Genomic DNA, 24,222 nt, shown 5'->3' on the forward strand with positions numbered 1-24,222 from the left:
ACCCGCACAGCCGCTTCACCCGCACCCGCACCCGCTCCGCAGCTTCACCCGCACCCGCACCACCCAGCCCTGAAAGGCGATCCCCATGCAAATCCGTGGCCGTTCCGCGATGGTGCTGATCGCGCCGGCAGCCCTCATCTTCGCCGTGTTCGTGATCTACCCGCTGATCCGCGGCGTGCAGCTCAGCTTCACCGACGCGATCGGGCCGAGCGGCGGCAACTTCGTCGGGCTGAAGAACTACCTGCACGCGCTCTCCGACCCGACCGTCCTGCACGCGCTCGGCAACACCATCGTCTACACGATCGTCGTGGTGATCGTGCAGAACGGACTCGCCCTCCTCGTCGCGTTCTGGCTGTTCAAGCTGGAGCGCGTGCGCAACTTCGTGCGCGCCGGCCTCCTGCTGCCCGCGATGATGGCGTTCGTCGCGGTCGGCTACCTCTGGTCGTACATGTACTCGCCGCTCGGTGGCCCGATCGACGACGTCATGGACGCCCTCGGCCTCCACTGGCTCGAGCCGATCTGGCTGGGCGACCCGCACACGGCGCTGATGTCGATCGCGGCCATCTATATCTGGATGTTCCTCGGCTACACCGCCACGATCTACCTCGCCAACTACATGGCGATCGATCCCGCGCTGATCGAGGCCGCGAACCTGGACGGCGCCGCGGGCTGGCGCCGGTTCTGGAGCATCGACTGGAGGCTCCTCGCCCCGTCGTTCACCATCAACATCACCCTCAGCGTCATCGGGTCGCTGCGGGTGTTCGACCTGCCGTTCATCATGACGCAGGGCGCCCCTGAGGACGCGACCCAGACGCTGAGCCTCGTCATCTACAACAACAGCTTCGCGAACTACCAATTCGCCTACGGCACCACGCTCGCCGTCCTGCTGCTGATCCTCACGATCGTCGTGGGGGTCACGCAGGCGACGCTGCTGCGCCGACGGGAGGCCGACCTCGCATGACCGCACTCATCAGCCAGGAGACCGAGGCCGCAGCCGGCCGTCGCAGCGCTCCGGAGGAGCCGGCGCCCCGCGCGCCGCGGTTCCGTTCGCGCCGCTTCCGCACCCGCGCGTCGAAGGTCATCGCCTCCGTCATCCTGCTCGCCTTCACGGCCGTGGTCCTCACGCCGATCTGGGTGCTCGTCATGGTGTCGCTGCACCACGGGAACTCGTCCCCGTCGAACCCGTTCGCCCTCCCGGCACCGATCGACTTCCAGAACTACATCACCGCGTTCCAGAACATGCACTACCTGCGGAGCGTCGGCAACACCCTGATCATCACCCTCGCGACGGCGGTGATCACCGTGTTCGCGGCCTCCCTCGCGGCGTGGGCGATCGTGCGGCACACGCGGCGCTGGACGCGCACGCTCTACCAGATCTTCGTCTCCGGGCTCACCATCCCGATCTTCGTGGTCCTCACCCCGCTCTACGAGGTGATGCAGAAGCTTCACCTGCTGGACAGCTACATCGGGATCGTGCTCGCCTACACCGCGACGATCATGCCGTTCGCCGTGTTCTTCTTCGCCGGCTTCCTGCGCACCGTGCCGCCGGAGCTGGAGGAGGCCGCGGCCGTGGACGGCGCCGGGCTCATCCGCACCTACTGGAAGATCGTCTTCCCGCTGCTGCGCCCTGCGACGGCGACGCTGGCGATCTTCGTCATCCTGCAGGTCTGGAACGACCTCATCCTGCCCCTCGTCCTGCTGTCGTCGGACGACAAGCAGACCGTCACCCTCGCCGTCTACGCGACCATCGGCACCCACACGATGAGCCCGGAGCAGCTGCTCCCGACGCTCGTGCTGGGCGTGCTGCCGCTGTTCATCGTGTTCCTCGCGCTGCAGCGCTACGTGGTCGCCGGGATCGCGGTGGGGGCGGGGAAGTAGGGACTCTCAGCCGACCACTCGCGCGCGCCCGGCGAACCCGCCGACGACCACCAGCAGCACCTGGAGCACGATGACCACCGCGAGCGCCGGGCTCCACGACCCGGTCGCGTCATGCAGCGCGCCGACGGCGATCGGGCCGGCGGCCGCGAAGGCGTAGCCGACGGTCTGCGCCATCCCGGACAGCGCAGCCGCCTGCGAATGGTGGCTGGTCCGGAGTCCGAAGAACGAGAGGGCCAGCACGATGCTCGCGCCGCCCGCGACGCCGGTCAGGCTCGTCCACACGCCGGAGAGCTGCGGCGCGACCAGGATGCCGGCGGCCGATACGACGATCAGCGCTGGCGCGATCATGGCGAGGAGGCGCTGGTCGCGGAAACGCGGGATGAGGAACGAGCAGCCGATGCTGCCGACGATGCCGAATCCGTTGAGGAAGAGCTGGTGGAGGCCGGCCTCCCCCGGGCCGACGCCCGCCGCGGTCTCGATCGACGGCAGCCAAGTGATGAAGACGTAGAAGCCGACCGACTGCATCCCCATGAACGCGGTGACCTGCCAGCCGAGCGCCGACCGCCACGGGGAGCGCCAGCGGGTGCCGTCGAGGTCGTGGGCGGTCACGCTCACGTCGTCCTGGCCGGGAGTTGCGATGGTGCGGCGGCGGAGCTGCGGCGCGAGCACAGCGAACGCGACGACGGCGAGCACCGCCCACATCCCGAGCGGCAGCCGCCAGCCGAGCGCGGACATGCCCGCGACCGGCACTGCGACGCCCGCGGCCAGCGCGGCGAAGATCGACTGGACGGCGGAGTACGACCCGGTGATCTGGCCGATCCGGGTCGGGAAGTCGCGCTTCACCAGTGCGGGGAGCACGACGTTGAGGACCGCGATCGCCACGCCGATGAGCGCAGTGCCGCCCCACAGCCACGCGAGCCCGGGGAGCGAGCGCAGCACGAGCCCGGCGGCCAGCCCGATCAGGCCGAGCCCGAGCGCCCACTCGAGACCGACGCGCCGGGCGAGGCGCGGCGCGAGCGGTGAGACGACGGCGAAGGCGAGGAGCGGGAGGCTGACGAGCACCGACGCGGCGACGGAGGTCAGCCCGAGGTCCCGCTCGATGTCGGCGAGCACCGGGCCGACGGTCGTGATGCCGGCGCGGAGGTTGCCTGCGACGAGCAGGAGGCCGACGAGGATGAGGGCCGGGGAGAGAGCGCGGGCGCGACGGGTGGGGGTGACGGCGGCGCGGACGGTCATCGCGCCGCCTCGGGGAGGTGGACGCCCTGCTTCTCGTTGACGAGCCGGACCGCGTGTGCGGCCGCGGCCTCCGCCGCCACCGGGTCGCCGGCGATGACCGCACGGGCGATGACCACGTGGGCAGCGTCGATCTCGCTGGTTCCATCACCCTCGGCCTCACCTGTGCGCAACGCCAGCAACGCCTGTTCGTTCCCGCCGACCCCGCGGTACAGCTCCGCGAGCAGCTCGTTGCCGGAGGCCTCCAGCAGCACGCGGTGGAACGCGATGTCCGCGTCCTCATATCCCGGCCGACCGATCTGCGCGGTGCGCGTCGCGAGTGCGGCCTCCAGGCGCTCGGCCTGCTCGTCCGTGCGGCGGATCGCCGCGAGCCGGGCGCCCTCCCGCTCCAGCAGGAGACGCACCTCCGCCACGTCCGCCGCCCGCTCGTGGTCGAGCCGTCGAGTCAGCGTGGGGGCGACTTCGTTGGTCGCGAGGACGAAGGTCCCGTAGCCGGCCCGGGCGCCGAGCAGCCCGACGTGGACGAGCGATCGCAGCGCCTCCCGCACGCTGTTGCGGCTCACGCCGAGCTCCTGCGTCAGCTCGGCCTCGGTCGGGATCAGCGACCCGACCGGGAACTCACCCTCCGCGATGCGGCGCCGGAGCTGATCGGTCACCTGCTCGGCAAGGGTGATATTCGGGGTGATGCGGCTCATCCCCCGAGCGTACCCGTCCAATCAGCCAAATGTCCAACAATTGTGATCGCCGAAGGGCACGTAAACGCCCTCAAATGCGGGTTTTAGGGGCGTTTACGTGCCCTTCGGCGGTGGTGGTGGGTCAGTGGGCGCGTGGGGTGAGGGCGTCCAGCGTCGCCACATCCTCCGCGCTCAGCTCGAAGTCCAGCTCGGCGTTCTCCGCGATCCGGTGCGGCGTCGTGGACTTCGGCAGCGGGAGGACGTCCTTCTGCAGCAGGTAGCGCAGGCTCACCTGCGCGCCGGTCTTGCCGTACTTCTCCGCGATCAGCGCGATGTCCTCGTCCCCGATCAGCCGCCCGGTCGCGAGCGGCGAGTAGCCCTCCACGAGGATGCCGCGCTCCTGGCAGAACGCCGTCGTCTCGGGCTGCGTGTGCCCGACGAACCAGCGGATCTGGTCGACGTGCGGCACCACGCTCGTCCCGCCGATCAGCGACTCCAGGTCGGCCACGACGAAGTTGCTCACCCCGATGGAGCGCGTCCGGCCGGCGTCGTACAGTTCCTCGAACACCTTCCACACCTCGATGTTCCCGGCGCGGTGATCGCTGCCCTGGTGGTTCCACGGCCACGGCGCGTGGATGAGGTAGAGGTCGATCGGCCCGAGGTCCAGGAGCTCGGACGACCGGTCGAAGGCGTGGCGCGCCCCCGCGGCATCCTTCACCTCGGCGGGGCACTTGGTCGTGATGAAGACGTCTTCGCGCGGGAGGCCGCTGTCGCGCACCGCCCGTCCCACGCTCGCCTCGTTGCCGTACGCGCGCGCCGTGTCGATGTGCCGGTAGCCGGTGTCGAGCGCCGTGCGCACGGAGTCGTAGGTGAGCGGGCCGTCCGGGATCTGCCAGGTGCCGAACCCGACCTTCGGGATCTCGACGCCGTTGGACAGGGCGAACGTGTCGGTGAGGACGGGCATGGGGGCTCCTTTCGGCGGGCGGATGCGGGTCATGGTAGCCCTCGTCATTGCCACCCGTGCAGGCCGCTCGGTAGCATCCGGCCATGTCCTCCGACGCGCGCGGGCCGAAGATCCACCGGACGCCGAACCTCGCCATCACCGTCCTGGTCGCCATCTACGTCGTCGCGCTGATCAGCGCGATCGTGCTCTACTTCGTCGGCTTCGCGGTGCGGCCGACCGATGCGGCCGGGGCCGCGGACGTGTTCGCCTGGGGCAACCGGCTCGGCGTGCTCGGGGTGTTCGGTGGGATGCTGCACCTCGCTGTGGGAGCCATCCGCCACATCGTGGAGGACAACGCGCGCCGATGACCGAGCGCGACATCGCGCAGGCCGGACCTCGCCGGCCGCGCCACCGGTACTGGCTGCCGGCCTCCGTGGCACTCGCGCTCGCCCTCGACGTGGCCGCCGCGGGGTTCGGCCGGTTCGCCTGGTGCGGGTTCGGCTGCCAGGACGCGCCGGGCGTCCTCCCCGTCGCGCTCGGGAGTGTGGGCGTCGTCGCGGTCGTCACATTGCTGGCCGTCGCGCTGCCGCCGTGGACGCCCGGATGGCGGCGGCCGGTCATCGCCGCGGCTGCGGGGCTGGCTGCTGCGGGGCTCGCCGCTGTGTGGGTGTTCCCGCTGGGTTGATCGGGGTCTACGTTCGCGTGTGAGCCCGCACGCCCCGCACACCGCCGCATCCCCCGGGAGGACACCATGAGCACCGAGCGCACCCCCTCTGCCGACCCCCTCTTCGCGGTGGTGGGAGCGACCGGACAACAGGGCGGCTCCGTGGTCGACGCGCTCCTGGAGCGCGGCGCCCGCGTCCGCGCTCTCGTGCGCGACCCCGACGCCCCGGCCGCTCAGCGCCTCGCTGAACGCGGCGTGGAACTGTCGCCCGGCGAGCTGGACGACGCGGCATCCCTCGACCGGTTCTTCGCCGGGGTGGACGGCGCATTCGCGATGACCACGCCGCGCGGCGGCATCGAGCACGAGACCGCCTCCGGGATCGCAGCCGCGGACGCCGCCGCGCGGGCCGGGGTGCCGCACTTCGTCTTCAGCTCGGTCGGCGGCGCGGAGCGGCACACGGGCATCCCGCACTTCGAGAGCAAGCGCCGCGTCGAGGAGCACCTGGACGCGCTCGGCCTGCACCGCACGATCATCCGGCCGGTGTTCTTCATGGACAACCTGGCCGCCCGGTCGGTCAGCGTCGAGGACGGAGCGGTCGTCGTCCGGATGGCGCTGCCACCGCACGTCCCGCTGGAGATGGTCGCCGTCCGCGACATCGGCCGGGTCGCCGCCGCGATCCTGCTGGGCGGGACCTCCGTGGAGGGATCGACCCTGGAGATCGCGGGCGACCGGCTGACCGGGGACGACATCGCGGAGGCCATCGGACTCCACGCCGGGCTTCCCGCGCGCTACGAGGCGCTGCCGCTGGAGGCGGTCGCGTCGTTCGGCGACATGGCGCAGATGTTCCGGTGGTTCGCGGAGACGCCCGCGTATCAGGCCGACTTCGCGACGACGCGGGAGCTGGACCCGGAGGTGCTGGACCTGAACGCGTGGCTGGCGCAGTCGGGGTGGATGCCGGGGGAGGCGAGCAGCCGGCGCCGCGGCTAGTGCGCCTCGCCCCGCCGCGGCGTAGGCTGTGCGCCGCACCATGACGTCGCTCCAGCGGGAGGCCGAATGTCAACGCACGCCACCCGGGCACTCGCCCTCGACTTCTCCTGGCAGCTGGCGGAGCTCAACCGGCCGGAGGACTACCTCGACGCGGCCGCGGAACTGCTCGGCCGGCTGATCCCGTCCGCCGGTGTCAGTCGCGGCCACCTCGACTCGGACGCCGGCGTGTACGAGCACCGCGGGTGGCCGCCCGACGCGTTCGTCATCGACGCGATGTCCGATCGGATGGTCGCCAGCTACGCCGACCATCCGATGATCGTGAGCTACTTCCCGGCCGTGGACCGCGACCGCGGCCGTCCGCGACGGACCTCCGACATCGTCTCCCTCAGCGACCTGCGCCGCACGGCCGCGTACGCGCAGATCCTCCGGCCGCTCGGCTGGCTCAACCAGCTGACGATCATGACCGAGCACAGCGGGCCGACGACGGGCACGCTCTGGGTGTTCGACCGTGGCGGGGCGGAGTTCACCGACGAGGAGGTCGACATCGCCCGGATGCTGCAACCGGTGATGACGATGTTCGAGGCGGCTCCCGCGGCGCGGCGCCTGGTGGGTGCGGGTCCCGTCGGGCTCACCCCGCGGGAGGCGCAGGTGCTGCGGTGCGTCGCCCGGGGCCTGACCGCTCGGGCGACCGGCTCGTATCTGCGGATCACGGAGGGCACCGTGCACAAGCACCTGGAGAACGCCTACCGCAAGCTCGGGGCGACCAATCGCGTCGTCGCGGTCGACAGTGCGCGGCGCGCGGGGATCATCTGAGCCGGATCCGCTAGCAGAACTGCGAATACCGCGCGCTCACCGCCGCCCGCACCCTGGGGGTGGAGGTGATCGTGATGCCATCGCAGACGGCAGGGGAGGACGCCGAGTGCGTCCTCATCGACTGGGCGCGCGTGCGGATCCCGGACGCGCGGCCGGAGCCGGCGAGCCGACCGGAGGGAGAGGAGCCCTGAGCGCCCGGCGGACGCGTCTCAGCGGTGCCGCGGCTTGCGAGGAGGTCGCTCGTCGCGCGCCGGCCGGTCGTCTCGGCTCGGCCGGTCGTCCCGGCCCCGCCGGTCATCCCTCCGCGGCCGCTCGTCGCGCCCGCGCCGTTCCTCCCACGCACCACGCTCACGCCGCGCCCCCGCGCCGCGGTCCGGCCGGATCTCGATCAGCTTGCCGCTGATCCGCGTCCCCTCCAGCCGGGACAGCGTGCCAGCCGGGAGGTCCGCCGGAAGCTCCACGAGGGAGAAGTCCGGCATGATGCGGATGTGGCCGAAGTCCTCGCGACTCAGGCCGCCCTCGTTGGCGAGGGCGCCGACGATCTGGCGGGGCTCCACCTTCTGGCGCTTGCCGACCTCGATCCGGTACGCGGCCATCGGCTTGTCGCTGCGCTCGCGCCGCGCGCCACGGCCGCCGCGGTCGTCACGCCCGTCACGTCCGCCGGCGCGGTCGTCCCGCCCGCCCGAGCGCCCGTCCCGCTCGACGCTCCGCGCGAGCGCATCGTCCGCGTCCAGCAGCAGCGGCTCGTCGCCCTGCGCCACGACCGCGAGCGCAGCCGCCACGTCGGCCTCCGGCACGTCGTGGTGCTCCACATAGTGCCCGATGATGTCGCGGAAGCGCGTGATCCGCTCGACCTGCGCCAGTGCCGTGCTGATCGCGTCGTCGAAGCGGGCCAGGCGGGTGACGTTGATGTCGTCCACGCTCGGCAGCTGCATCTGCGTCAGCGGCTGGCGGGTGGCCTTCTCGATGGCGGTCAGCAGGCGCCGCTCGCGCGGGGTGACGAAGCTGATCGCCGCGCCGCTGCGTCCGGCGCGGCCGGTCCGGCCGATGCGGTGCACGTACGACTCGGTGTCGACCGGGATGTCGAAGTTGACCACATGGCTGATCCGCTCGACGTCGAGGCCGCGTGCCGCGACGTCGGTGGCGACCAGGATGTCGAGCTTGCCCGACTTGAGCTGGTCGACCGTGCGCTCGCGCTGCGCCTGGGCGACATCCCCGTTGATCGCCGCCGCCGAGTAGCCGCGGGCGCGCAGCCGCTCGGCCAGTGTCTCGGTCTCGTTCTTGGTGCGGACGAAGATGATCATCCCCTCGAAGTTCTCCACCTCGAGGATGCGGGTGAGCGCGTCCACCTTCTGCGGATACGAGACGACCAGGTAGCGCTGGGTGATGTTGGGGGAGGTCGTGGTCTTGGTCTTGACCGTGACCTCTTCCGGGTCGTGCAGGTACTTCTTCGAGATGCGGCGGATCTGCGCGGGCATCGTCGCCGAGAACAGCGCGACCTGCTTGTCGTCCGGGGTGTCGGCGAGGATGGTCTCGACGTCCTCCGCGAAGCCCATCTTCAGCATCTCGTCGGCCTCGTCGAGCACGAGGTAACGGAGCTCGGAGAGGTCGAGCGTGCCCTTGTCGAGGTGGTCCATGATCCGGCCGGGGGTGCCGACGACGATGTGGACGCCGCGGCGCAGCGCCGACAGCTGCACGCCGTAGCCCTGCCCGCCATACACCGGCAGCAGGTGCACGCCGCGCATGTGGGCGGCGTAGCTCTCGAAGGCCTCCGCGACCTGGAGGGCGAGCTCGCGGGTGGGCGCGAGGACGAGCGCCTGCGGGATCTTCTGCGACAGGTCGAGCCGCGACAGGATCGGCAGCGCGAACGCCGCCGTCTTGCCCGTTCCGGTCTGGGCGAGCCCGACGACGTCCCGGCCCTCCAGCAGCAGCGGGATGGTCGCCGCCTGGATGGCCGACGGGGTCTCGTAGCCGAGGTCCTTCACGGCCTTCAGGACGTGGGCGTCGAGGCCCAGGTCGGAGAAGGTGAGGGAGGCCTCGGTGTCGGCGGCGGCGTTCTCCGCGCCGGTCTCGGGCGTCTCGGCGGTCGTGTCGGGCGTCTCGGCGGTGTCGTTCTCGGGCGTGCTCACCCTTGAACGGTAGTCGCCACCTCCAGCAACCGCACCTCCGCGCGCGGCGGGACGACGGCCGGGTGTGTCCCCGCCATGCGCTCCAGCACCCGGACGACCTGGCACGAGTAGCCGTATTCGTTGTCGTACCAGACGTAGAGGACGAGGTTGGTCCCGTCCGCGATGGTGGCCAGGCCGTCCACGATCCCGGCGCGGTGCGAGCCGACGAAGTCGCTGGAGACGACCTCCGGGGACTCCACGTAGTCGATCTGCTGGCGCAGCTTGGAGTGCAGCGACACCCGGCGCAGGTAGTCGTTGACCTGCTCCTTCGTCGCCGGCCGCTCCAGCGTCAGGTTCAGGATGGCGAGCGACACGTCCGGGGTGGGGACGCGGATGCTCGAGCCCGTGAGCTTGCCCGCGAGCGAGGGGAGGGCCTTTGCGACCGCCTTCGCCGCGCCGGTCTCGGTGATGACCATGTTGAGCACCGCCGAGCGCCCGCGCCGGTCGCCCTTGTGGAAGTTGTCGGTGAGGTTCTGGTCGTTCGTGAACGAGTGGACGGTCTCCACATGGCCGCGAACGATGCCGTACGCGTCCTCCAGCGCCTTGAGCACCGGGGTGATCGCGTTCGTGGTGCAGGAGGCCGCCGAGACGATGCGGTCGTCGTCGGTGATGGTGTCGTCGTTGATGCCGTGCACGATGTTCTTCAGCGGCGACTTGCCCGGCGCCGTCAGCAGCACCCGCGCGACGCCCGGGCTGGCCAGGTGCTGTGCGAGGCCGGTCTCGTCGCGCCAGCGGCCGGTGTTGTCGACCACGATCGCGTCGCGGATGCCGTAGGCGGCGTAGTCGACGCTCGTCGGGTCGTCGGAGTAGATGACCTGGATGCGCGTCCCGTTGGCGACCAGCACATCGTGCTCGGCGTCCACCGTGACGGAGCCGGGGAACGGCCCGTGCACCGAGTCGCGGGCGAGGAGGCTGGCGCGCTTGTCGAGGTCGTTGTCCGACCCGCGGCGGACGACGATCGCGCGCAGGCGCAGCCCGTTGCCGTTGCCCGCGTGGTTGATGAGGATGCGCGCGAGCAGCCGTCCGATGCGGCCGAAGCCGTAGAGCACAACGTCGGTGGGACCGGCCGCGTACGTGGAGTGCGCCGCCTCGATCTCGTCCCGCACCCGGGCCTCCACGTCGGCGTCGTCGAGACCGCGCACCGACATGGCGAGCCGTGCGACGTCGATGGAAGCGGGGGCCGGCGCGATCGCGAGCAGCGCGGTGAGCACCGCCGCCGTCTCCCGCAGCGTCAGCTCCTCGTGCCCGAGCTCGCGGGCGCGGTCGTGCACCGAGATGACCCCCGTCGCCGACAGGTTGATCAGGCGGTGGCCGTGGATGGAGGTGACGACGCCGTGGTCGCGGTAGAGGCGGCCGATGAGGGGGATGAGCTGCTCTGCCTGCACCTCCCGCTCGACCCACGCCGCGCGGTGGGACTCGAAGGCGTGCGGGTGGTCGGTGTTGAAGGTGGTCACGCTCGGTACTCAGGGCCCTTCCGCGTCGGATGGACGCGTCTGTTCGTCGGCTGCGGAGGTCGCCCGCACTGTGACGGTATCGGCCGAACGGCCGTTCTTCCGGGTCGCGGGCGCGGAAAGATCCCGCGATCTTTCGGATGCGGCAAGAAGTTCGCGGGTTCGGGGTGTGCCGGGCCGCAGGAACGCTAGAACTTATCGGGCGAGTCGATCGCCTCCCCGGCCAGCACCTCCGGCGGCGCGCTCGCGTCGCCTCCGACGGACGCGATGAATCCCTGGAGCTCGGGGTCGGCGAAGAACGTGCGGAACGCGTCCTGCGTCTCCCATTCGTCCATGATGACGACGAACCCGTCGCCGACGGCGAACCGGTGGTGTATCGCGCCCGCGGCCTTGGCCCGGTCTGCGATCTCCCGGTACTCGGCGGCGCGCGTGCTGAGGGAGTTCGTGAACGCGTCCGTGTCGCCGGTGAACTTGGTTGCGATGAGGACAGACATGAGTGGTACCTCCTGCGGCCTCCCCCCGGATCGGTGCCGATGGTAGCAGCGGGGTGTGGGGGCGGCAACGGAGACCGAGCGGTCCGCTGCGGCGCGCGGGCAGGGCGCTCTCAGACGCCGCCTCCGCCTCCACCGCCGCCTCCGCCGCCTGAGAACCCGCCGCCGCCGGTGCCGCCGGTCGACGAGCTGCTCGTCATGGTCGAGCTGGAGGAGATCCCGCTGACCAGCTGCGAGAGCACGACCGCGTTGAACGCGGTCTGACCCGAGTACCAGGTCGGCGTCTCGCCGGTCTGCTCGTAGAACCTCCCGAGCTCGGCCAGCCATTTCTTCTCGTCGCCGAAGAGCACCGCCCAGGGGAGGAGCCGCTCGTTGAGCCGCAGCATCTCGCGCGGGTCGCCCACCGCGACGGGCACGCGCTCGGCGCCTTGCGGCGACTGGAGGTAGCGGATGCGGTCGGCCTCGGCGAGGTGGACGTACATCCGCAGGCCGTCGACGTACTCGCGGAGCCCGGTGCCGGTGGCGGTCAGGGGAGAGCGCGACACGAGCGCCGCGGTCGCGACGAAGAGCAGGACGGAGCCGATGAGGAGGACGACCGGGATCGCGCCTCCGTAGACGCCGACGATGCACAGCACCGAGCCGACGACGGCGAGCACGGTCGCCGCGAGGGCGGTGAAGAACACCGCGCGCACCGGGCCGCGCGGGCCGGTGGTGCGGTAGCCGTCGTCCGTGGCGTTCTTGTGCACGCGCTTCATCAGCGACTGGATGGCCCGCGCGACGCGGGTGTTGGACGAGCCGAGCTCCAGCGTCGCGCCCGGGCTCAGCGACTCCCCGAACAGCGCGCGCAGGAACCGCAGCTCGTCATCCGTGGGGTGCGGATCGACCAGTGCCTGCCGGCCGCTCGCCTCCGTCGAGACGAACTCGAGCGTGTACTTCGAGCGCCCGAAGAACCCCGTCGACTCGACCACGCGGACCCGGCCGGAAACAGCGAGGTCGAGCGTCTGCGCGGCGACCGCCTTCTTGCTGAGGCCGGTGACGTCGGCGGTGAGCAGCAGCCCCTCCTTCGGCGGCACATACTCGGGGACGATTGTGCCGCGTCCCGGTGCGTCCCCGAGCAGGCGCAGCCGCACGACGACTCCGGCGATCAGGGCCGCGATGAGGAACACGAGACCGGCGACCGCCGCGTACCCCCAACCCGTGTCGAACAGCCCGTCGGCCCGCGCCGTGAACGTGCCCCGCGCGAACCCGATCGCGAAAGTGAGGTTCTCCTGCGGGCCGAGCTGATCGGCCGAGAACCGGAACCCGTCGCCCGTGCGCTCCACGGTCGCCTTCTGCGTGGACCCCTGCGCACCCCGGTACGCGGACGCCTCCCCCTGCAGCGCGCCGGACAGCCCGGCGCCGAGGTGGACGGTGGCGGTGACGCGATCGAACGGCTGCGCCCACGCGGTGCCGTTGGTGTCCCAGTAGAACTCGTCGTACCCGGTGTCGGGGAAGTACCGCGTGACGTTCGTCTGCCGGTAGGTGATGACGTACGTCTGGTCGCCGTGGACGAAGTGGTCCGCCGCGATCGTCAACGTGCGCACGCCGCTGTCGGACGCGCTGGTGTAGCTGCGCGGGACGCCGTTCTGGTCGGTGACCGAGACGACCTGGAGGCCGGTCGGATGCCCGTCGTAGTCCTCGACCAGCTGCCGCCGGATCCCGTGGTTCTGGTCGGTCTGCGGGAACCGGGCGACCAGCGTCTCCACGGTGGTGAGGGTGGAGTGCCCTGCGGCGTCGCGGCCGAGGCGGTAGTCGCCGTCGAAGCTGGCGAAGGTGAAGTCGTCGACGCCGGCGGGGGCGGCCGGCGCCACGGCGGAGGCCGGCGCGGGCCGGGCCGCCGCCGGCGCCGCGCTCGCGCCGAACGCGCCGACGAGGATCACGGCGGACAGCGCCGCGACGACGACGGAGATCAGCCTGCCGCCGCCACCGGCCGACCGTGAGACCCGAGCGCGCACCCTCACGTGGACGCCTCCAGGGACCAGCCGGCGGGCGCGTTCTCACTCATGAATGGAGGCTAACAGCGGCGCGCCCGCCCGGTCGGGTCAGTGGGTCGCCGGCGGCGGGTTGTCGGGCAGCCAGTCCGCGAAGCGGGTCTCGAAGATCGTCGCGTCGGGGCCGGGGAGGAGCATGTCGTCCGTGAGGCGCTCGCCGAAGTAGCGGGCGTCGGGGTCGGCCACGACGGTGCGCGGGTCGCCGCGGAACGCCAGGCCGGTGCGGACGAGATCGTCGAGTCCGAACTGCTCCGGTCCGGCGACCTCCCTGGTCGCGTTCAGCGGCTCGTGCGCGGTGACCTGCGCGACGGCCGTCGCGACGTCCTCGGCCGCCATCGGACGGATCTGCGCGTGCGACAGGTGGACCTCGTCCCCGACGGTCGCCGAGGCGGCGATGCTGGCGACGAATTCGAAGAACTGCGTGGCGTGGACGAGGGAGAACGGGATGCCGCTGCCGGCGATCAGCGTCTCCTGGGCGACCTTCGCCCGCATGTACCCGCTGTCCGTCATCCGGTCGCAGCCCACGACCGACAGCGCGACGTAGTGGCCGACGCCCGCCTTCTTCGCCGCGGCGATGATGTTGGTGGTCGCTGTGCGGAAGAACGCCATCACATCGTCGTCGGCGAACGACGGCGAGTTGGAGACGTCGAGCACGGTCGAGGCGCCGGCGAGCGCGTCGTCGAGCCCCTCGCCCGTGATGGTGTCGACTCCCGAGTTCGGCGAGGCTGCGACGGCGTCGTGGCCGTGCGCGATCAGTTTCCGGACGACTTTGGAGCCGATCAGCCCCGTGCCTCCGATGACGACGATTCTGGACATGGGGTCCTCTTCTCTCCGGCTGCTGCCTGCTCGATGTGAACGTACGCAAGCTGTGACCGGCATGGCACGCGATTCGTGACAGCTTCGGACCGCGTCGTGGCAGGGAGGTCACAAAACGTCCGGCCGATCGGTCTCAGTGGTGACGGAATGCGAACGAATGCGACGGAGGCGATCGAATGTCCGCGATCACGCACGGGGCCGGACGGCGGCCCGTCGAGCCCATTCTCGCCCGGCTCGGCTGGGCTGCCTGGGAGTGGCTGGCACGGCCGCTGCACTACCGGGCGGTGCACCGGCTGCACGTGGCAGCCGAGACCGGGGACCGGGAGCGGCTGCGCGCCATGCTGGCGCCGACCGTCTCGGTGGTCGTCGACTCCGGGCGCGGCGATGCGTCGGGCGTCCGGGTGGTCCAGGGGATCGAGGACGCGAGCGTGTTGCTCGAGCATGGCTTCGCACGCCCGGAGGGCGTCTCGGTCGACGAGCGGTCGGTCAACGGCCAGGCGGGCCTGATCGTCAGCCGCGCGGGCGCCTCGATCGCATCGGTCGCCGTGGACTTCACCGGGCGCCGGATCTCGATGGTCTGGGTGCGACTCGATCCGGTGCACCGCCGGCACTGGAACAGCGTCTACGCGTGAGCGGCGGCGAACGGTCACAGTTCCCCTGTCTCGTCGGTCATAGCTCGTGACGGCGCGACCGCGCCGAGCCATCGAAAGGACAGACATGAAGATCGTCGTCATCGGCGGGACCGGCCTGATCGGCCGCCCGCTCGTCGAACAGCTCCGCCAGGCCGGACACGACGTGGTCCCCGCCTCCCCGTCGACCGGGGTCGACACCGTGACCGGAGCCGGGGTGGACGCAGCGCTCGCCGGCGCGGACGTCGTGGTCGACGTGCCCAACTCCCCGTCGTTCGAGGATGGACCCGTCATGGAGTTCTTCCAGCGCAGCACCGAGACGCTGGTCGACGCGGAGAAGCGGGCCGGGGTCGGCCACCACGTCGTGCTGTCGATCGTCGGCGCCGACCGCATGCCGGACATCGGGTACATGCGGGCCAAGGTCGCTCAGGAGGACATCGTCACGGGCAGCGGCGTCCCGTACACGATCGTTCGGGCGACCCAGTTCTTCGAGTTCATCCCCGCGCTCGCGGAGGGAGGCGCGGCCGACGGCGCCATCACGCTGTCGCCGGTGCTCATGCAGCCGATCGCGGCCGCCGACGTCTCGCAGGCGCTGGCCGGCGTCGCGGTGGCCGAGCCCGCCGACGCGATCGTCGAGTTCGCCGGTCCCGAGCCGATCCGCCTCGCCGACGCGGCGACGGCCATCCTGCGCAGCCGGGGCGACACCCGGCCGATCGTCGCGGACGAGTCCGCCGGCTACTTCGGCGGCGCCGTGACCGACGAGTCCCTCGTTCCCGGGCACGACCCGAAGGCGGCCGCTCAGTTGCGCGGTGAGACCTCCCTCGACGAGTGGATCCGTCGCTAGCATCGAAGCCATGCCGCAACCCGATGCCTCGGACCGCCCCAGCGGCGACGACGACCTCGCCTCCGCAGTCGCGACGTTCGCGGAGGTCCGTCCCCGGCTGTTCGGCATCGCCTACCGGATGCTCGGCACCGTCGCAGACGCCGAGGACATCGTGCAGGACACCTGGTTGCGCTGGCAGGCGTACGACCGTTCGACCGTGCGTGAGCCGGCGGCGTTCCTGGCCACCGCCACGACGCGGCTCGCGATGAACGCGGCGACATCGGCGCACGCGACCCGCGAGACCTATATCGGGCCCTGGCTTCCGGAGCCCGTCGACACCTCCCAGGATCCGACTCTGGGCGCCGAGCGCGGCGAGGCCCTGGGCTTCGCCGTGCTCGTGCTGCTCGAGAAGCTGTCGGCCGCCGAGCGCGCCGCGTACGTCCTCCGCGAGGCGTTCGACTACCCGTACGCCGAGATCGCCCGCATCGTGGAGACCTCGGAGCCCGCCGCCCGCCAGCTGGTCAGCCGGGCCCGCAAGCACCTCGCGGCCGAGCGCGCGTCGCGGGTCGTCGCCGACGAGGAGCGCACCCGCCTTCTGACGGCGTTCATGACAGCCGCGGAGCAGGGCGATATGGCGGCGCTGGAGAAGCTGTTCGCCGACGACGTCGTCTCGCTCTCCGACGGCGGCGGCGTCGTCCGCGCGACGCGCATCCCCGTCGTCGGCGCTGTCACGGTCGCCAAGTACATCCACGCGTTCGCTTCGCGGTTCTGGGAGGGCTCGGCCCTGCACCTGGCCGAGCTGAACGGCGAGCCGGCGATCGTGGCCACCCGCGACGGCGACGTCTTCGCCTACGTCACGGCCGACTTCGACGGCGCCGGCATCCATCGTCTGTACTGGGTGCTCAACCCCTACAAGCTGGGGCACGTCTCCGCCGCCTGATGTCACAGAAGGGCCTCCTGTCCGGTCATAGCTGGTGAGGACAGGAGGTTCGTCATGCGTCGGATCCTCATCGAGGGCGGCGGACACGGTCGCCGGCCGCAGCGCTCGCTCACCGAGTCGGTCGCCCGCGCCGCGCGCGAGTCGGGAGCCGGGCGTCGGCTCGCTGCCGCTCGTGCCAGGCTCGCGGACCGGCGCGTGTCGCTGCACTGGTCCAACCTGTTCGGCGTCGTCGCCCTCGCGTGTGTCGTCGTGCTGTTCGTCACCGGCCTCCTGTTGATGTTCTGGTACGCGCCGTCGAGTCAGCGGGCCGTCTACGAGGGCTCGTACGCGCCGCTCGTCGGTCAGGAGGCCTCCGCCGCCTACGTCTCGATCCTGCACACCTCGTTCGACATCGGCGGCGGCCTGCTCGTGCGGCAGGCGCATCACTGGGCCGCCCTCCTGCTGCCCGCTGCGATCATCCTGCAGCTCGCCGTCACCTTCTTCACCGCAGCCTTCCGCCGCCGTCGCGGGTCGTGGCTGGTGCTCTTCGGGCTGCTGATCGTCGCGCTGGCGGGAGGCTGGAGCGGCTACGCCCTGCCGGATGACATGCTCTCCGGCACCGGCCTGCGGATCTTCCAGGGCATCCTCCTCGGGATCCCCGTCGCGGGGACCTGGCTGTCGTGGCTGTTCTTCGGCGGCGGGTTCCCCGGGCGGATCATCGAGAACCTCTACCCCGTCCACATCGCCGTCGTCCCCGCCCTCCTGATCGGGCTGGTCTGGCTGCTCGCCCGCGGCTCGTCCCGCCGGGAGCCCGCGCGCTACCCGGGCGACGCGGGCGTGCCGGCCTACCCGGACGACGCGGTCCGGGCGGGGGGCCTGTTCGCGATCGTCACCGGCCTCCTCGTCCTGATGGCGGCGACGGTGACGGTGGCCCCGGTGTGGCTGTCCGGCCCGTCGTCGCCGGGCGACGCGTCGGCCGGCAGCCAGCCCGACTGGTACACGGGGTTCCTCGACGGCGCGCTGAGGCTGGTGCCCCCTGGCTGGGAGTTCGTGTGGCTGGGCCGCACCTGGACCCTCGCGATCCTCATCCCCCTCGCGGTCGTCGGAGCGTTCCTCCTCGCCGTCGCGGCCTACCCGTTCTTCGAGCAGTGGGTGCGCGGCCCGGGACGGGACGACGGGCTGCTCGACCGCCCGCGCAACGAGCCGACGCGCACCGGGCTGGGCGTCGCCGGGCTGGTCTTCTACGGAGCGCTCTGGGGTGCGGGCAGCGCCGACCTGGTCGCGACACAGTTCGGGATCGGGCTGGAGGACGTGGTCCACGCGTTCCAGGCGCTGGTCGTGCTGGGGCCGGTCGCGGCGTTCGTGCTCACCCGTCGCGTCTGCCTGGCGCTGCAGAAGAAGGATCGGGACCTGCTGCTGCACGGTTATGAGACCGGCCGGATCGTGCGGCTGCCCGGCGGCGAGTACGTGGAGGCGCACGCGCCGGTGCCGACGGAGCAGCGACAGCGCCTCGCCGGACCGCGCAGCGTGCCCCCGGTCGTCATCCGGCCGGACGAGTCGGGGAGGATCCGTCCCTGGACCCGGCTTCGTGCGCGCCTCGCGCGGACGTACCTCGAGGACCGGATCGTCGCGCTTCCGCCGGGACTGCCGAGCCGACAGGACCGCGGAACGCCCGACGCGAGCGGCACCGGCGAGGACGAAATCCATGAGACGAGCGCGGGACGAGCGGGAGCGGCCTGACCCGAGCGATACCGCGGCGGACGCGGCGGCCTCGGAGGCTCTTGCTGCTGAGGTCCTCGCGGCGGTCACGGCGGCCGACGTCGACCGGCTGATCCGTGCCGTCGGTCCGCAGCCGCGTATCACCGTCGACAGCGGGCAGGAGCAGGACGGCGCCGGCTGGCCGCTCCTTCTGCGCGCGCTGGGGTTCGCGGCTCCGGCCCGGCCGGCCTGGCGACTGCGCTCGGTGAACGGCGGTCCCGCCCTGGTCGGCAGCCGCGAGCGGAGCGTCGTGGTCGTCGTCGTGCTCGCAGGCGCCGTCGGCGCGGCCACCGACGTCTGGATCGTGACGAACCCGGACAAGCTCCGGCAGTGGAGCGTGTGGTTTCTCGAGGGGTGAATGCTCCGGTCTACGAACGCGGTCAGGACTTCCAGAGGCGGGATGGAGTTTTCGCCAGTACCGTCGGCGGTTCACCACGAGGACAGGAGATGATGGCGAGAGTGACGGACACCGAGCGCGTCGTGACCCGGCCGGACCCGTCCGGCGCTTCGACCGTCGGCGCGAGGAAGCCGCGATCGGGCGCCATCGATGTCGTGCGCGTTCTGGGCATCGTGGCCGTCGTCGCCGGTCACACCCTGCCTTTTCCGATCGTGCGGACCCTGCTCTACAGCTGGCATGTCCCGCTGTTCTTCGTGCTCGCCGGATATTTCTGGTCGCCGAGCCGCTCGCTCACGCAGGAGCTGACGACGCGGACCCGGACACTTCTGCGCCCGATGGTCACATGGTCGGTGCTGATCGGGGTCGTCTTCGTGGTCGTCGACCTGCAGTTCGAATCCAGCACCTGGCAGCGGCTGGCCGGCCCGTTGACCGACGGGGAGAACTCCGCGATGCCGTTCACGACGTTCTGGTTCGTGACGGCCCTGTTTTTCTCGGCCGTCTTCCTGCGCCTGCTGTGGCGGCTGCCGCGGATGGTGGTGTGGGCGGTTGCCGGTGTCGGACTGGTGCTGAGCTTCACTGTCGGACCCCTGCTGGCGGCCACCCCGCTCTCGGTGGGCTCCGCTGTGCCATGCGTCGCCTTCCTCGCGCTCGGCATCGTCGCGAAACGCCTCCGCCCGCGCGTCACCCGGCCTGGTCTGCTCGGAGGCGGACTCTTGGCGGTCTCGGCCGCACTCGTCCTCAGCGGAGTCGCGCTTCCGCTGGATATCAAGCAGGGCGACTACGGGACGCCGGTACTCAGTGCCCTGGTCGCCGTTGCGATCTCGTTCGGGCTCGTGCTCACCGCCGAATGGCTCTGCGAGCGGCTCCCGGAGTCGGTCGGTCGCATCGCCACCGTTCTCGCCTGCGGCGGGTTCGCTGTCGTGCTCGCGCACCCGGTGATCCTCTGGGCGATGACCCGGTTCGGTCCGCCCGTGCCGGACTGGATGCTGTTCGCGCTCTGCCTGCTGATCCCGTGGGCTGTCGCCCTCGGCGCCCTCCGCACGCGCGCGTCCGCGTGGCTGACCGGGTCGGAACCGCTCAGAGCGTAACGGTCGGCGCGAGCCGAAGGCCGGACCCGGATCAGGTTTCGAACTGCCGCCACCTATGATCGACTTTCGAGGAGGTGCCGGAATGGCTGCGACGATGGCTGACGTGGCGCGCATCGCGGGCGTCTCGAAGAAGACCGTCTCGAACTTCTTCAACGGCTACCCGTACATGCGCGACGAGACGCGGCAGCGCATCGAGGCCGCCATCGAGGAGCTGAACTACAAGGTCAACATCTCCGCGCGCAACCTCAGCTCCGGGCGCACCGGCACCATCGGGCTCGCGGTGCCCGAGCTCGCACACCCCTACTTCGCCGAGCTGTCGCAGGCCGTCGTCACAGCGGCGCAGCGGCGCGGTATGAACGTGCTCGTGGAGGTCACCGACGGCGACCGGGAGCATGAGCTCGCGGTGCTCAACGGCGTCGGAGGCCGCAGCGTCGACGGAGTGATCTTCGAGCCCATCGCCCTGGAGTCCGCCGACATCGAGGCGGCGACGACCGACGTGCCGCTCATCCTCATCGGCGACCGCGTGCACGAGGGGCGCTTCGACTTCATCGCCGTCCCGAACGAGGCCGGGGCGCACGACGCGACCGCCCACCTCCTGCGCGCCGGCCGTCGCCGGATCGTCGCACTCGGGATGGAGGACTCCGCGGAGCCCACCGCTGCGGCCCGACGTCACCGCGGCTATCTCCAGGCGCTCGCGGAGGCCGGGGTCGAGCCCGACGAGCGGCTGTTCGTCGGCCCGATCCCCTGGACGCGCACCGCCGGTTACGACGCCATCGCCGACCTCCTCGCCGCCGGTGTCGCTTTCGACGCGGTGTTCGGCTACAACGACGCGCTCGCCCTCGGCGCGATGAGCCGCCTGAAGCAGGACGGCGTTCGCGTCCCGCAGGAGGTCGCCGTCGTCGGCTTCGACAACGTCGAGGAGGGGCGCTTCGCCAGCCCCACCCTGACCACGATCGAGTCGGGCCGCGAGTGGATGGCGCAGAAGGCCGTCGAGCTGCTGGCCCAGCGCCTCGACGACCCGGAGTCGCGCCCCGGCTCGGCGCTGCTGATGGCCGACCACCGGCTCGTCGCCCGCGACTCGGCGTAGAGCGCGCCGGATCGATTCCGGGACCTCGCTTGACATCGCGGTAGTACACCGGTGTACTATCACTCTTGTTCACCGGTGCACTACATCGGTGCACCAGCACTGACTCAACGAGGAGGAACCTCCGTGGATAGCTCGACCGACACGATCGCCGCTCCGGCAGCACCGGCCGCAACGACCGCACGGCGCCCCGTCGACCTGCGGAGCGTCACGCTCGGCTCGGACTTCCTGGGGGACTGGCAGCGGCTCAACCGCGAGGCGACGATCCCGCACTGCGTCGAGCGCATGGAGACCACCGGAGTACTGGACAACTTCCGCCGCCTCGCCGGCGAGAGCGACGCCCCCTTCCGCGGACCGCTGTTCGCCGACTCCGACCTCTACAAGACGCTGGAGGCCATCGGCTGGGAGGCCGTCCGCGGCGAGATCGCCGAGTTCCAGGACTTCGCCGACGAGGCCATCCGGCTCATCGCGGCTGTGCAGCAGCCCGACGGCTACGTGAATACGTACTACCAGGGCCCGCACGCCGGCGAGCGGTTCACCGACCTGCCGCAGGGGCATGAGCTGTACTGCCTCGGCCACCTCGTGCAGGCGGCGATCGCGTGGGCGCACGCCGGCCGCACCGACCTGCTCGACATCGCGCTCCGCTACGTCGAGCTCGTGCACGAGACCTTCGGCCAGGGGGCGCGCGACGACATCGACGGGCACCCCGAGATCGAGACTGCGCTGGTCGAGCTCTCCCGCCTGACCGGCGACGGCCGGCACCGCGAGCTCGCCCGGCGCATGGTGGAGCTCCGCGGGCACCGGACCATCGGCGAGGGCCAGTTCGGCGGCGCGTACTACCAGGATCAGGTGCCGGTGCGTCAGGCCCGCGAGGTCACCGGCCACGCTGTCCGGCAGCTCTACCTCCTCGCCGGCGTCGCCGACCTCCAGCTCGACGACCCGGACGCCGGGTACGCCGACGCCCTCGACGCCCTCTGGCGCAGCGAGCACGAGCACAAGCTCTACATCACCGGAGGCGTCGGCTCCCGGCACCGCGGAGAGGCCTTCGGCGACCCCTACGAGCTGCCGGCCGACCGCGCCTACTCCGAGACCTGCGCCGCGATCGCGAACCTGCACTGGAACTGGCGGATGCTGCTCCTGCACGGCGACGCCCGCTACGCCGACGAGATGGAGCGCGGTCTCTACAACGCGATCGCCGTCTCGACCGCGATCGACGGCCGCTCCTTCTTCTACTCCAACCCGCTGCAGCTGCGCGCCGGCCACTCCCACGAGGAGGACGCCCCCTCGGCCCGCCTCGACTGGTACGACTGCGCCTGCTGCCCGCCGAACCTCGCCCGGCTGCTCGCCAGCATCGGCGGCTACCTGGTCACGCGGTCCGACGACGCCGTGCAGTTCCAGCTCTACGCCGACGGCGTGTACGACCTCGGCGGCGACCTCCGGGCGACGGTCCGGACGGGGTACCCGTGGCAGGGCGCGGTCCGCATCGAAATCTCCCGGCCGTCGGCCGAGACCACCGAGCTCCGCATCCCCGGCTGGGCGGCAGGTGCGCGGCTCACGGTCGACGGCGTCGAGGCGCCGAGCCCGGCTCCCGGCTACGCGGCCGTCGCTCCTGGAGCCTCCGTCATCGAACTCGAGCTCCCGATCGAGGCCGTCGCCCAGTCGGCGCACCCGTGGGTGGACGCCGTGCGCGGCTCCCTCGCGATCCGTCGCGGCCCGGTCTACTACGCGCTCGAGTCCGCCGACCTCCCGCGGGACGTCGCCGTCGAGGACGTCGTCATCCCGGCCGCGCCGCGCATCGAGGAGGCGGGCTGGGATGCCGGACTCGGCGTCCCCACCCTCCGCATCCCCGGCGCAGCCCGTCGTCCCGCGGCGGCCGTCCTGTACGCGGAGCCGACCCCGGCGGCGGGCGCCGACCTCGGCGCGGTCACCGTCATCCCCTACTTCCGCTGGGCCAACCGGTCCCAGGGAGCAATGCGCGTCTGGATGCCCACCAGCTGAGCATCTCGGCGGCACGCCGACCCGCTCGGCACCCCACCCATGAGAGAGGAAACGCAATGAGGCGTCGCACCACGTCCCTCATCGCAGTGGCTGCCGTCGCAGTCGCGGCGATGGCACTGTCCGGCTGTTCCGGGGGCAGCTCCGGAAGCGGCTCGAAGACCATCAGCGTCTGGGTCCGCGACTCGGAGTCCACCCTGATCACCAAGCTCGCAGCCGACTTCAACAAGACCCACACAGACCAGCAGGTGAAGGTCACGATCGTGCCCTCCGCCGACTACGTCCAGAAGTTCGGCACCGCCGCCGCGGGCGGCAACGCCCCCGACGTCGCGTCGATGGACCTGGTCTACGCGCCCTACTTCGCCTCCGTCGGCGCCCTGACCGACATCAGCGACAAGGTGAAGACGCTGCCCTGGAAGAACGACATGAGCCCCGCCCACGTCTCGCAGGGGAAGTACCAGGGCAAGACCTATGCGCTGCCGTTCACCGGCGATGTCTCGGTCATGTATTACAACAAGGCGCTCTTCACGCAGGCCGGGCTCGACCCGGAGAAGCCGCCGGCGACGATGGCGGAGGTCCAGGCCGACGCCGAGAAGATCGCCGCCATCGGCAACGGCACCTACGGCTTCGCGTTCTCCGGCGCCTGCGGCGGCTGCAACATCTTCTCGATGGGCCCCTACATCTGGGCGCAGAAGGGCAACCTCCTGTCGGCCGACGGCAAGAAGGCGCAGTTCGACAGCCCCGAGGTGACGAACACGCTGCAGATGTACCGCGACCTGTGGACGAAGAACGCCATGCCGCAGCTGGTCAAGACCGACAGCGGCTCCAACGCGGGCGACGCCTTCAAGCAGGGCAAGGTCGGCATCTTCAACTGGGGCGACTTCTACCTGTCCTCGCTCACCGACCCGACCGCCGGCGCCAAGTTCGACTGGGGCGTCGCGCTCATCCCGGGTGCGAGCAGCGGTCAGAGCGCGTCGTTCGCCGGCGGCGACGACATCGCCATCCCGTCGGGCTCGAAGAACCCGGAGGGCGCGTGGACCTTCCTCAAGTGGGTGACCGACAAGAACGCCCAGACGATCATGGCCGACAACGGCGTGATGCCCATCCGGCTCGACCTGCTCGACAGCATCTACACCGGCAAGGACCCGCGCAACACGGTCTTCGCCGAAGCGCTCGCCAAGGGGCACGTCCCGTACAGCGTGGTCGAGAACGAGCTCATCAACGACTCGAACGGAGTCTGGTCGACCATGATCCAGGACGCCGTCTTCGGGTCGGGCACCGTCAAGGACGCCCAGGCCAAGGCGCAGAAGGCCGCCCAGGCGATCCTCGACAAGAACGGCAAGTGAACCACCGAGGGGCGGGCCGTCCGGCTCGCCCCTCG

Annotated in this window: 23 protein-coding genes; 15 read left to right on the forward strand and 8 right to left on the reverse strand. The window is 71.2% G+C overall.

Features of this window, described 5'->3' with window-relative positions; all coding sequences use genetic code 11:
- Positions 1-85: 85 nt before the first annotated feature.
- Positions 86-961, forward strand: coding sequence for a carbohydrate ABC transporter permease (locus F1C12_RS15690; RefSeq protein WP_185275836.1), 876 nt, complete (start codon positions 86-88; stop codon positions 959-961).
- Entirely contained in the window at positions 958-1,878 is a 921-nt protein-coding gene (locus F1C12_RS15695; RefSeq protein ID WP_185275837.1) for a carbohydrate ABC transporter permease, read from the forward strand. Before F1C12_RS15690 ends, F1C12_RS15695 begins: the two co-directional genes overlap by 4 nt.
- Before the next feature lie 6 nt (positions 1,879-1,884).
- On the opposite strand, the gene F1C12_RS15700 is transcribed toward F1C12_RS15695, so the two are convergent.
- The 3 genes from F1C12_RS15700 to F1C12_RS15710 form a co-directional block, all read right to left on the reverse strand.
- Positions 1,885-3,114: an MFS transporter gene (locus F1C12_RS15700; protein WP_185275838.1), complete on the reverse strand. Its 1,230-nt coding sequence runs from the start codon at positions 3,112-3,114 to the stop codon at positions 1,885-1,887.
- On the reverse strand, positions 3,111-3,806 hold the full coding sequence (locus F1C12_RS15705) for a FadR/GntR family transcriptional regulator (RefSeq protein WP_185275839.1): 696 nt from the start codon (positions 3,804-3,806) through the stop codon (positions 3,111-3,113). Before F1C12_RS15705 ends, F1C12_RS15700 begins: the two co-directional genes overlap by 4 nt.
- Before the next feature lie 121 nt (positions 3,807-3,927).
- The gene (locus F1C12_RS15710; protein ID WP_185275840.1) at positions 3,928-4,749 is read right to left on the reverse strand and encodes an aldo/keto reductase; all 822 of its coding nucleotides are present in this window, start codon (positions 4,747-4,749) and stop codon (positions 3,928-3,930) included.
- An 83-nt stretch (positions 4,750-4,832) separates the two neighbouring features.
- Here F1C12_RS15710 and F1C12_RS15715 point away from each other — a divergent pair, with 83 nt between their 5' ends.
- From F1C12_RS15715 to F1C12_RS15730, 4 genes are all read left to right on the forward strand, one after another.
- Positions 4,833-5,096, forward strand: a complete 264-nt coding sequence (locus F1C12_RS15715) for a hypothetical protein (protein ID WP_185275841.1) — start codon at positions 4,833-4,835, stop codon at positions 5,094-5,096.
- Entirely contained in the window at positions 5,093-5,413 is a 321-nt protein-coding gene (locus F1C12_RS15720; RefSeq protein WP_185275842.1) for a hypothetical protein, read from the forward strand. The genes F1C12_RS15715 and F1C12_RS15720 overlap by 4 nt, the downstream gene beginning before the upstream one ends.
- Positions 5,414-5,479: 66 nt before the next feature.
- Entirely contained in the window at positions 5,480-6,379 is a 900-nt protein-coding gene (locus F1C12_RS15725) for an NmrA/HSCARG family protein (RefSeq protein WP_185275843.1), read from the forward strand.
- Positions 6,380-6,445: 66 nt separating this feature from the next.
- Positions 6,446-7,192 (forward strand): helix-turn-helix transcriptional regulator, encoded by a 747-nt coding sequence (locus tag F1C12_RS15730; protein ID WP_185275844.1) that lies wholly within the window; start codon positions 6,446-6,448, stop codon positions 7,190-7,192.
- A gap of 209 nt (positions 7,193-7,401) precedes the next feature.
- On the opposite strand, the gene F1C12_RS15735 is transcribed toward F1C12_RS15730, so the two are convergent.
- From F1C12_RS15735 to F1C12_RS15755, 5 genes are all read right to left on the reverse strand, one after another.
- The gene (locus tag F1C12_RS15735) at positions 7,402-9,321 is read right to left on the reverse strand and encodes a DEAD/DEAH box helicase (RefSeq protein ID WP_185275845.1); all 1,920 of its coding nucleotides are present in this window, start codon (positions 9,319-9,321) and stop codon (positions 7,402-7,404) included.
- Entirely contained in the window at positions 9,318-10,745 is a 1,428-nt protein-coding gene (locus F1C12_RS15740; protein WP_374939580.1) for a glyceraldehyde-3-phosphate dehydrogenase, read from the reverse strand. The genes F1C12_RS15735 and F1C12_RS15740 overlap by 4 nt, the downstream gene beginning before the upstream one ends.
- Positions 10,746-10,999: 254 nt before the next feature.
- A complete protein-coding gene (locus F1C12_RS15745) occupies positions 11,000-11,305 on the reverse strand; it encodes a hypothetical protein (protein ID WP_185275847.1) in 306 nt (101 codons plus the stop codon).
- A gap of 110 nt (positions 11,306-11,415) precedes the next feature.
- Positions 11,416-13,302, reverse strand: coding sequence for a DUF2207 domain-containing protein (locus F1C12_RS15750; protein ID WP_185275848.1), 1,887 nt, complete (start codon positions 13,300-13,302; stop codon positions 11,416-11,418).
- A gap of 81 nt (positions 13,303-13,383) precedes the next feature.
- On the reverse strand, positions 13,384-14,148 hold the full coding sequence (locus tag F1C12_RS15755) for an SDR family oxidoreductase (RefSeq protein WP_185275849.1): 765 nt from the start codon (positions 14,146-14,148) through the stop codon (positions 13,384-13,386).
- A 176-nt stretch (positions 14,149-14,324) separates the two neighbouring features.
- Here F1C12_RS15755 and F1C12_RS15760 point away from each other — a divergent pair, with 176 nt between their 5' ends.
- From F1C12_RS15760 to F1C12_RS15800, 9 genes are all read left to right on the forward strand, one after another.
- Positions 14,325-14,780, forward strand: coding sequence for a hypothetical protein (locus F1C12_RS15760; RefSeq protein ID WP_185275850.1), 456 nt, complete (start codon positions 14,325-14,327; stop codon positions 14,778-14,780).
- 85 nt (positions 14,781-14,865) lie between these two features.
- The gene (locus F1C12_RS15765) at positions 14,866-15,621 is read left to right on the forward strand and encodes an SDR family oxidoreductase (RefSeq protein ID WP_185275851.1); all 756 of its coding nucleotides are present in this window, start codon (positions 14,866-14,868) and stop codon (positions 15,619-15,621) included.
- A gap of 10 nt (positions 15,622-15,631) precedes the next feature.
- A complete protein-coding gene (locus F1C12_RS15770; protein ID WP_185275852.1) occupies positions 15,632-16,540 on the forward strand; it encodes an RNA polymerase sigma-70 factor in 909 nt (302 codons plus the stop codon).
- A 54-nt stretch (positions 16,541-16,594) separates the two neighbouring features.
- Positions 16,595-18,259, forward strand: coding sequence for a cytochrome b (locus tag F1C12_RS15775; protein WP_185275853.1), 1,665 nt, complete (start codon positions 16,595-16,597; stop codon positions 18,257-18,259).
- Positions 18,225-18,635 (forward strand): hypothetical protein, encoded by a 411-nt coding sequence (locus F1C12_RS15780; protein ID WP_185275854.1) that lies wholly within the window; start codon positions 18,225-18,227, stop codon positions 18,633-18,635. The genes F1C12_RS15775 and F1C12_RS15780 overlap by 35 nt, the downstream gene beginning before the upstream one ends.
- Before the next feature lie 101 nt (positions 18,636-18,736).
- Positions 18,737-19,762, forward strand: a complete 1,026-nt coding sequence (locus tag F1C12_RS15785) for an acyltransferase family protein (RefSeq protein ID WP_185275855.1) — start codon at positions 18,737-18,739, stop codon at positions 19,760-19,762.
- 82 nt (positions 19,763-19,844) lie between these two features.
- A complete protein-coding gene (locus tag F1C12_RS15790) occupies positions 19,845-20,849 on the forward strand; it encodes a LacI family DNA-binding transcriptional regulator (protein WP_185275856.1) in 1,005 nt (334 codons plus the stop codon).
- Between the two features lie 123 nt (positions 20,850-20,972).
- On the forward strand, positions 20,973-22,844 hold the full coding sequence (locus F1C12_RS15795) for a glycoside hydrolase family 127 protein (RefSeq protein ID WP_258045938.1): 1,872 nt from the start codon (positions 20,973-20,975) through the stop codon (positions 22,842-22,844).
- Positions 22,845-22,900: 56 nt separating this feature from the next.
- The gene (locus tag F1C12_RS15800) at positions 22,901-24,187 is read left to right on the forward strand and encodes an ABC transporter substrate-binding protein (protein WP_219732623.1); all 1,287 of its coding nucleotides are present in this window, start codon (positions 22,901-22,903) and stop codon (positions 24,185-24,187) included.
- Positions 24,188-24,222: the final 35 nt, after the last annotated feature.

It is taken from the genome of Leifsonia shinshuensis (assembly GCF_014217625.1).
In the GTDB taxonomy this organism is placed as follows: Bacteria; Actinomycetota; Actinomycetes; order Actinomycetales; family Microbacteriaceae; genus Leifsonia; species Leifsonia shinshuensis_A.

Bases quoted from the DNA above. Each gene is read 5' to 3' on its own strand.
- F1C12_RS15690 (WP_185275836.1), top strand. From the start codon at position 86: ATGCAAATCCGTGGCCGTTCCGCGATGGTGCTGATCGCGCCGGCAGCC.
- F1C12_RS15695 (WP_185275837.1), top strand. From the start codon at position 958: ATGACCGCACTCATCAGCCAGGAGACCGAGGCCGCAGCCGGCCGTCGC.
- F1C12_RS15700 (WP_185275838.1), bottom strand. From the start codon at position 3,114: ATGACCGTCCGCGCCGCCGTCACCCCCACCCGTCGCGCCCGCGCTCTC.
- F1C12_RS15705 (WP_185275839.1), bottom strand. From the start codon at position 3,806: ATGAGCCGCATCACCCCGAATATCACCCTTGCCGAGCAGGTGACCGAT.
- F1C12_RS15710 (WP_185275840.1), bottom strand. From the start codon at position 4,749: ATGCCCGTCCTCACCGACACGTTCGCCCTGTCCAACGGCGTCGAGATC.
- F1C12_RS15715 (WP_185275841.1), top strand. From the start codon at position 4,833: ATGTCCTCCGACGCGCGCGGGCCGAAGATCCACCGGACGCCGAACCTC.
- F1C12_RS15720 (WP_185275842.1), top strand. From the start codon at position 5,093: ATGACCGAGCGCGACATCGCGCAGGCCGGACCTCGCCGGCCGCGCCAC.
- F1C12_RS15725 (WP_185275843.1), top strand. From the start codon at position 5,480: ATGAGCACCGAGCGCACCCCCTCTGCCGACCCCCTCTTCGCGGTGGTG.
- F1C12_RS15730 (WP_185275844.1), top strand. From the start codon at position 6,446: ATGTCAACGCACGCCACCCGGGCACTCGCCCTCGACTTCTCCTGGCAG.
- F1C12_RS15745 (WP_185275847.1), bottom strand. From the start codon at position 11,305: ATGTCTGTCCTCATCGCAACCAAGTTCACCGGCGACACGGACGCGTTC.
- F1C12_RS15755 (WP_185275849.1), bottom strand. From the start codon at position 14,148: ATGTCCAGAATCGTCGTCATCGGAGGCACGGGGCTGATCGGCTCCAAA.
- F1C12_RS15760 (WP_185275850.1), top strand. From the start codon at position 14,325: ATGTCCGCGATCACGCACGGGGCCGGACGGCGGCCCGTCGAGCCCATT.
- F1C12_RS15765 (WP_185275851.1), top strand. From the start codon at position 14,866: ATGAAGATCGTCGTCATCGGCGGGACCGGCCTGATCGGCCGCCCGCTC.
- F1C12_RS15770 (WP_185275852.1), top strand. From the start codon at position 15,632: ATGCCGCAACCCGATGCCTCGGACCGCCCCAGCGGCGACGACGACCTC.
- F1C12_RS15775 (WP_185275853.1), top strand. From the start codon at position 16,595: ATGCGTCGGATCCTCATCGAGGGCGGCGGACACGGTCGCCGGCCGCAG.
- F1C12_RS15780 (WP_185275854.1), top strand. From the start codon at position 18,225: ATGAGACGAGCGCGGGACGAGCGGGAGCGGCCTGACCCGAGCGATACC.
- F1C12_RS15790 (WP_185275856.1), top strand. From the start codon at position 19,845: ATGGCTGCGACGATGGCTGACGTGGCGCGCATCGCGGGCGTCTCGAAG.
- F1C12_RS15800 (WP_219732623.1), top strand. From the start codon at position 22,901: ATGAGGCGTCGCACCACGTCCCTCATCGCAGTGGCTGCCGTCGCAGTC.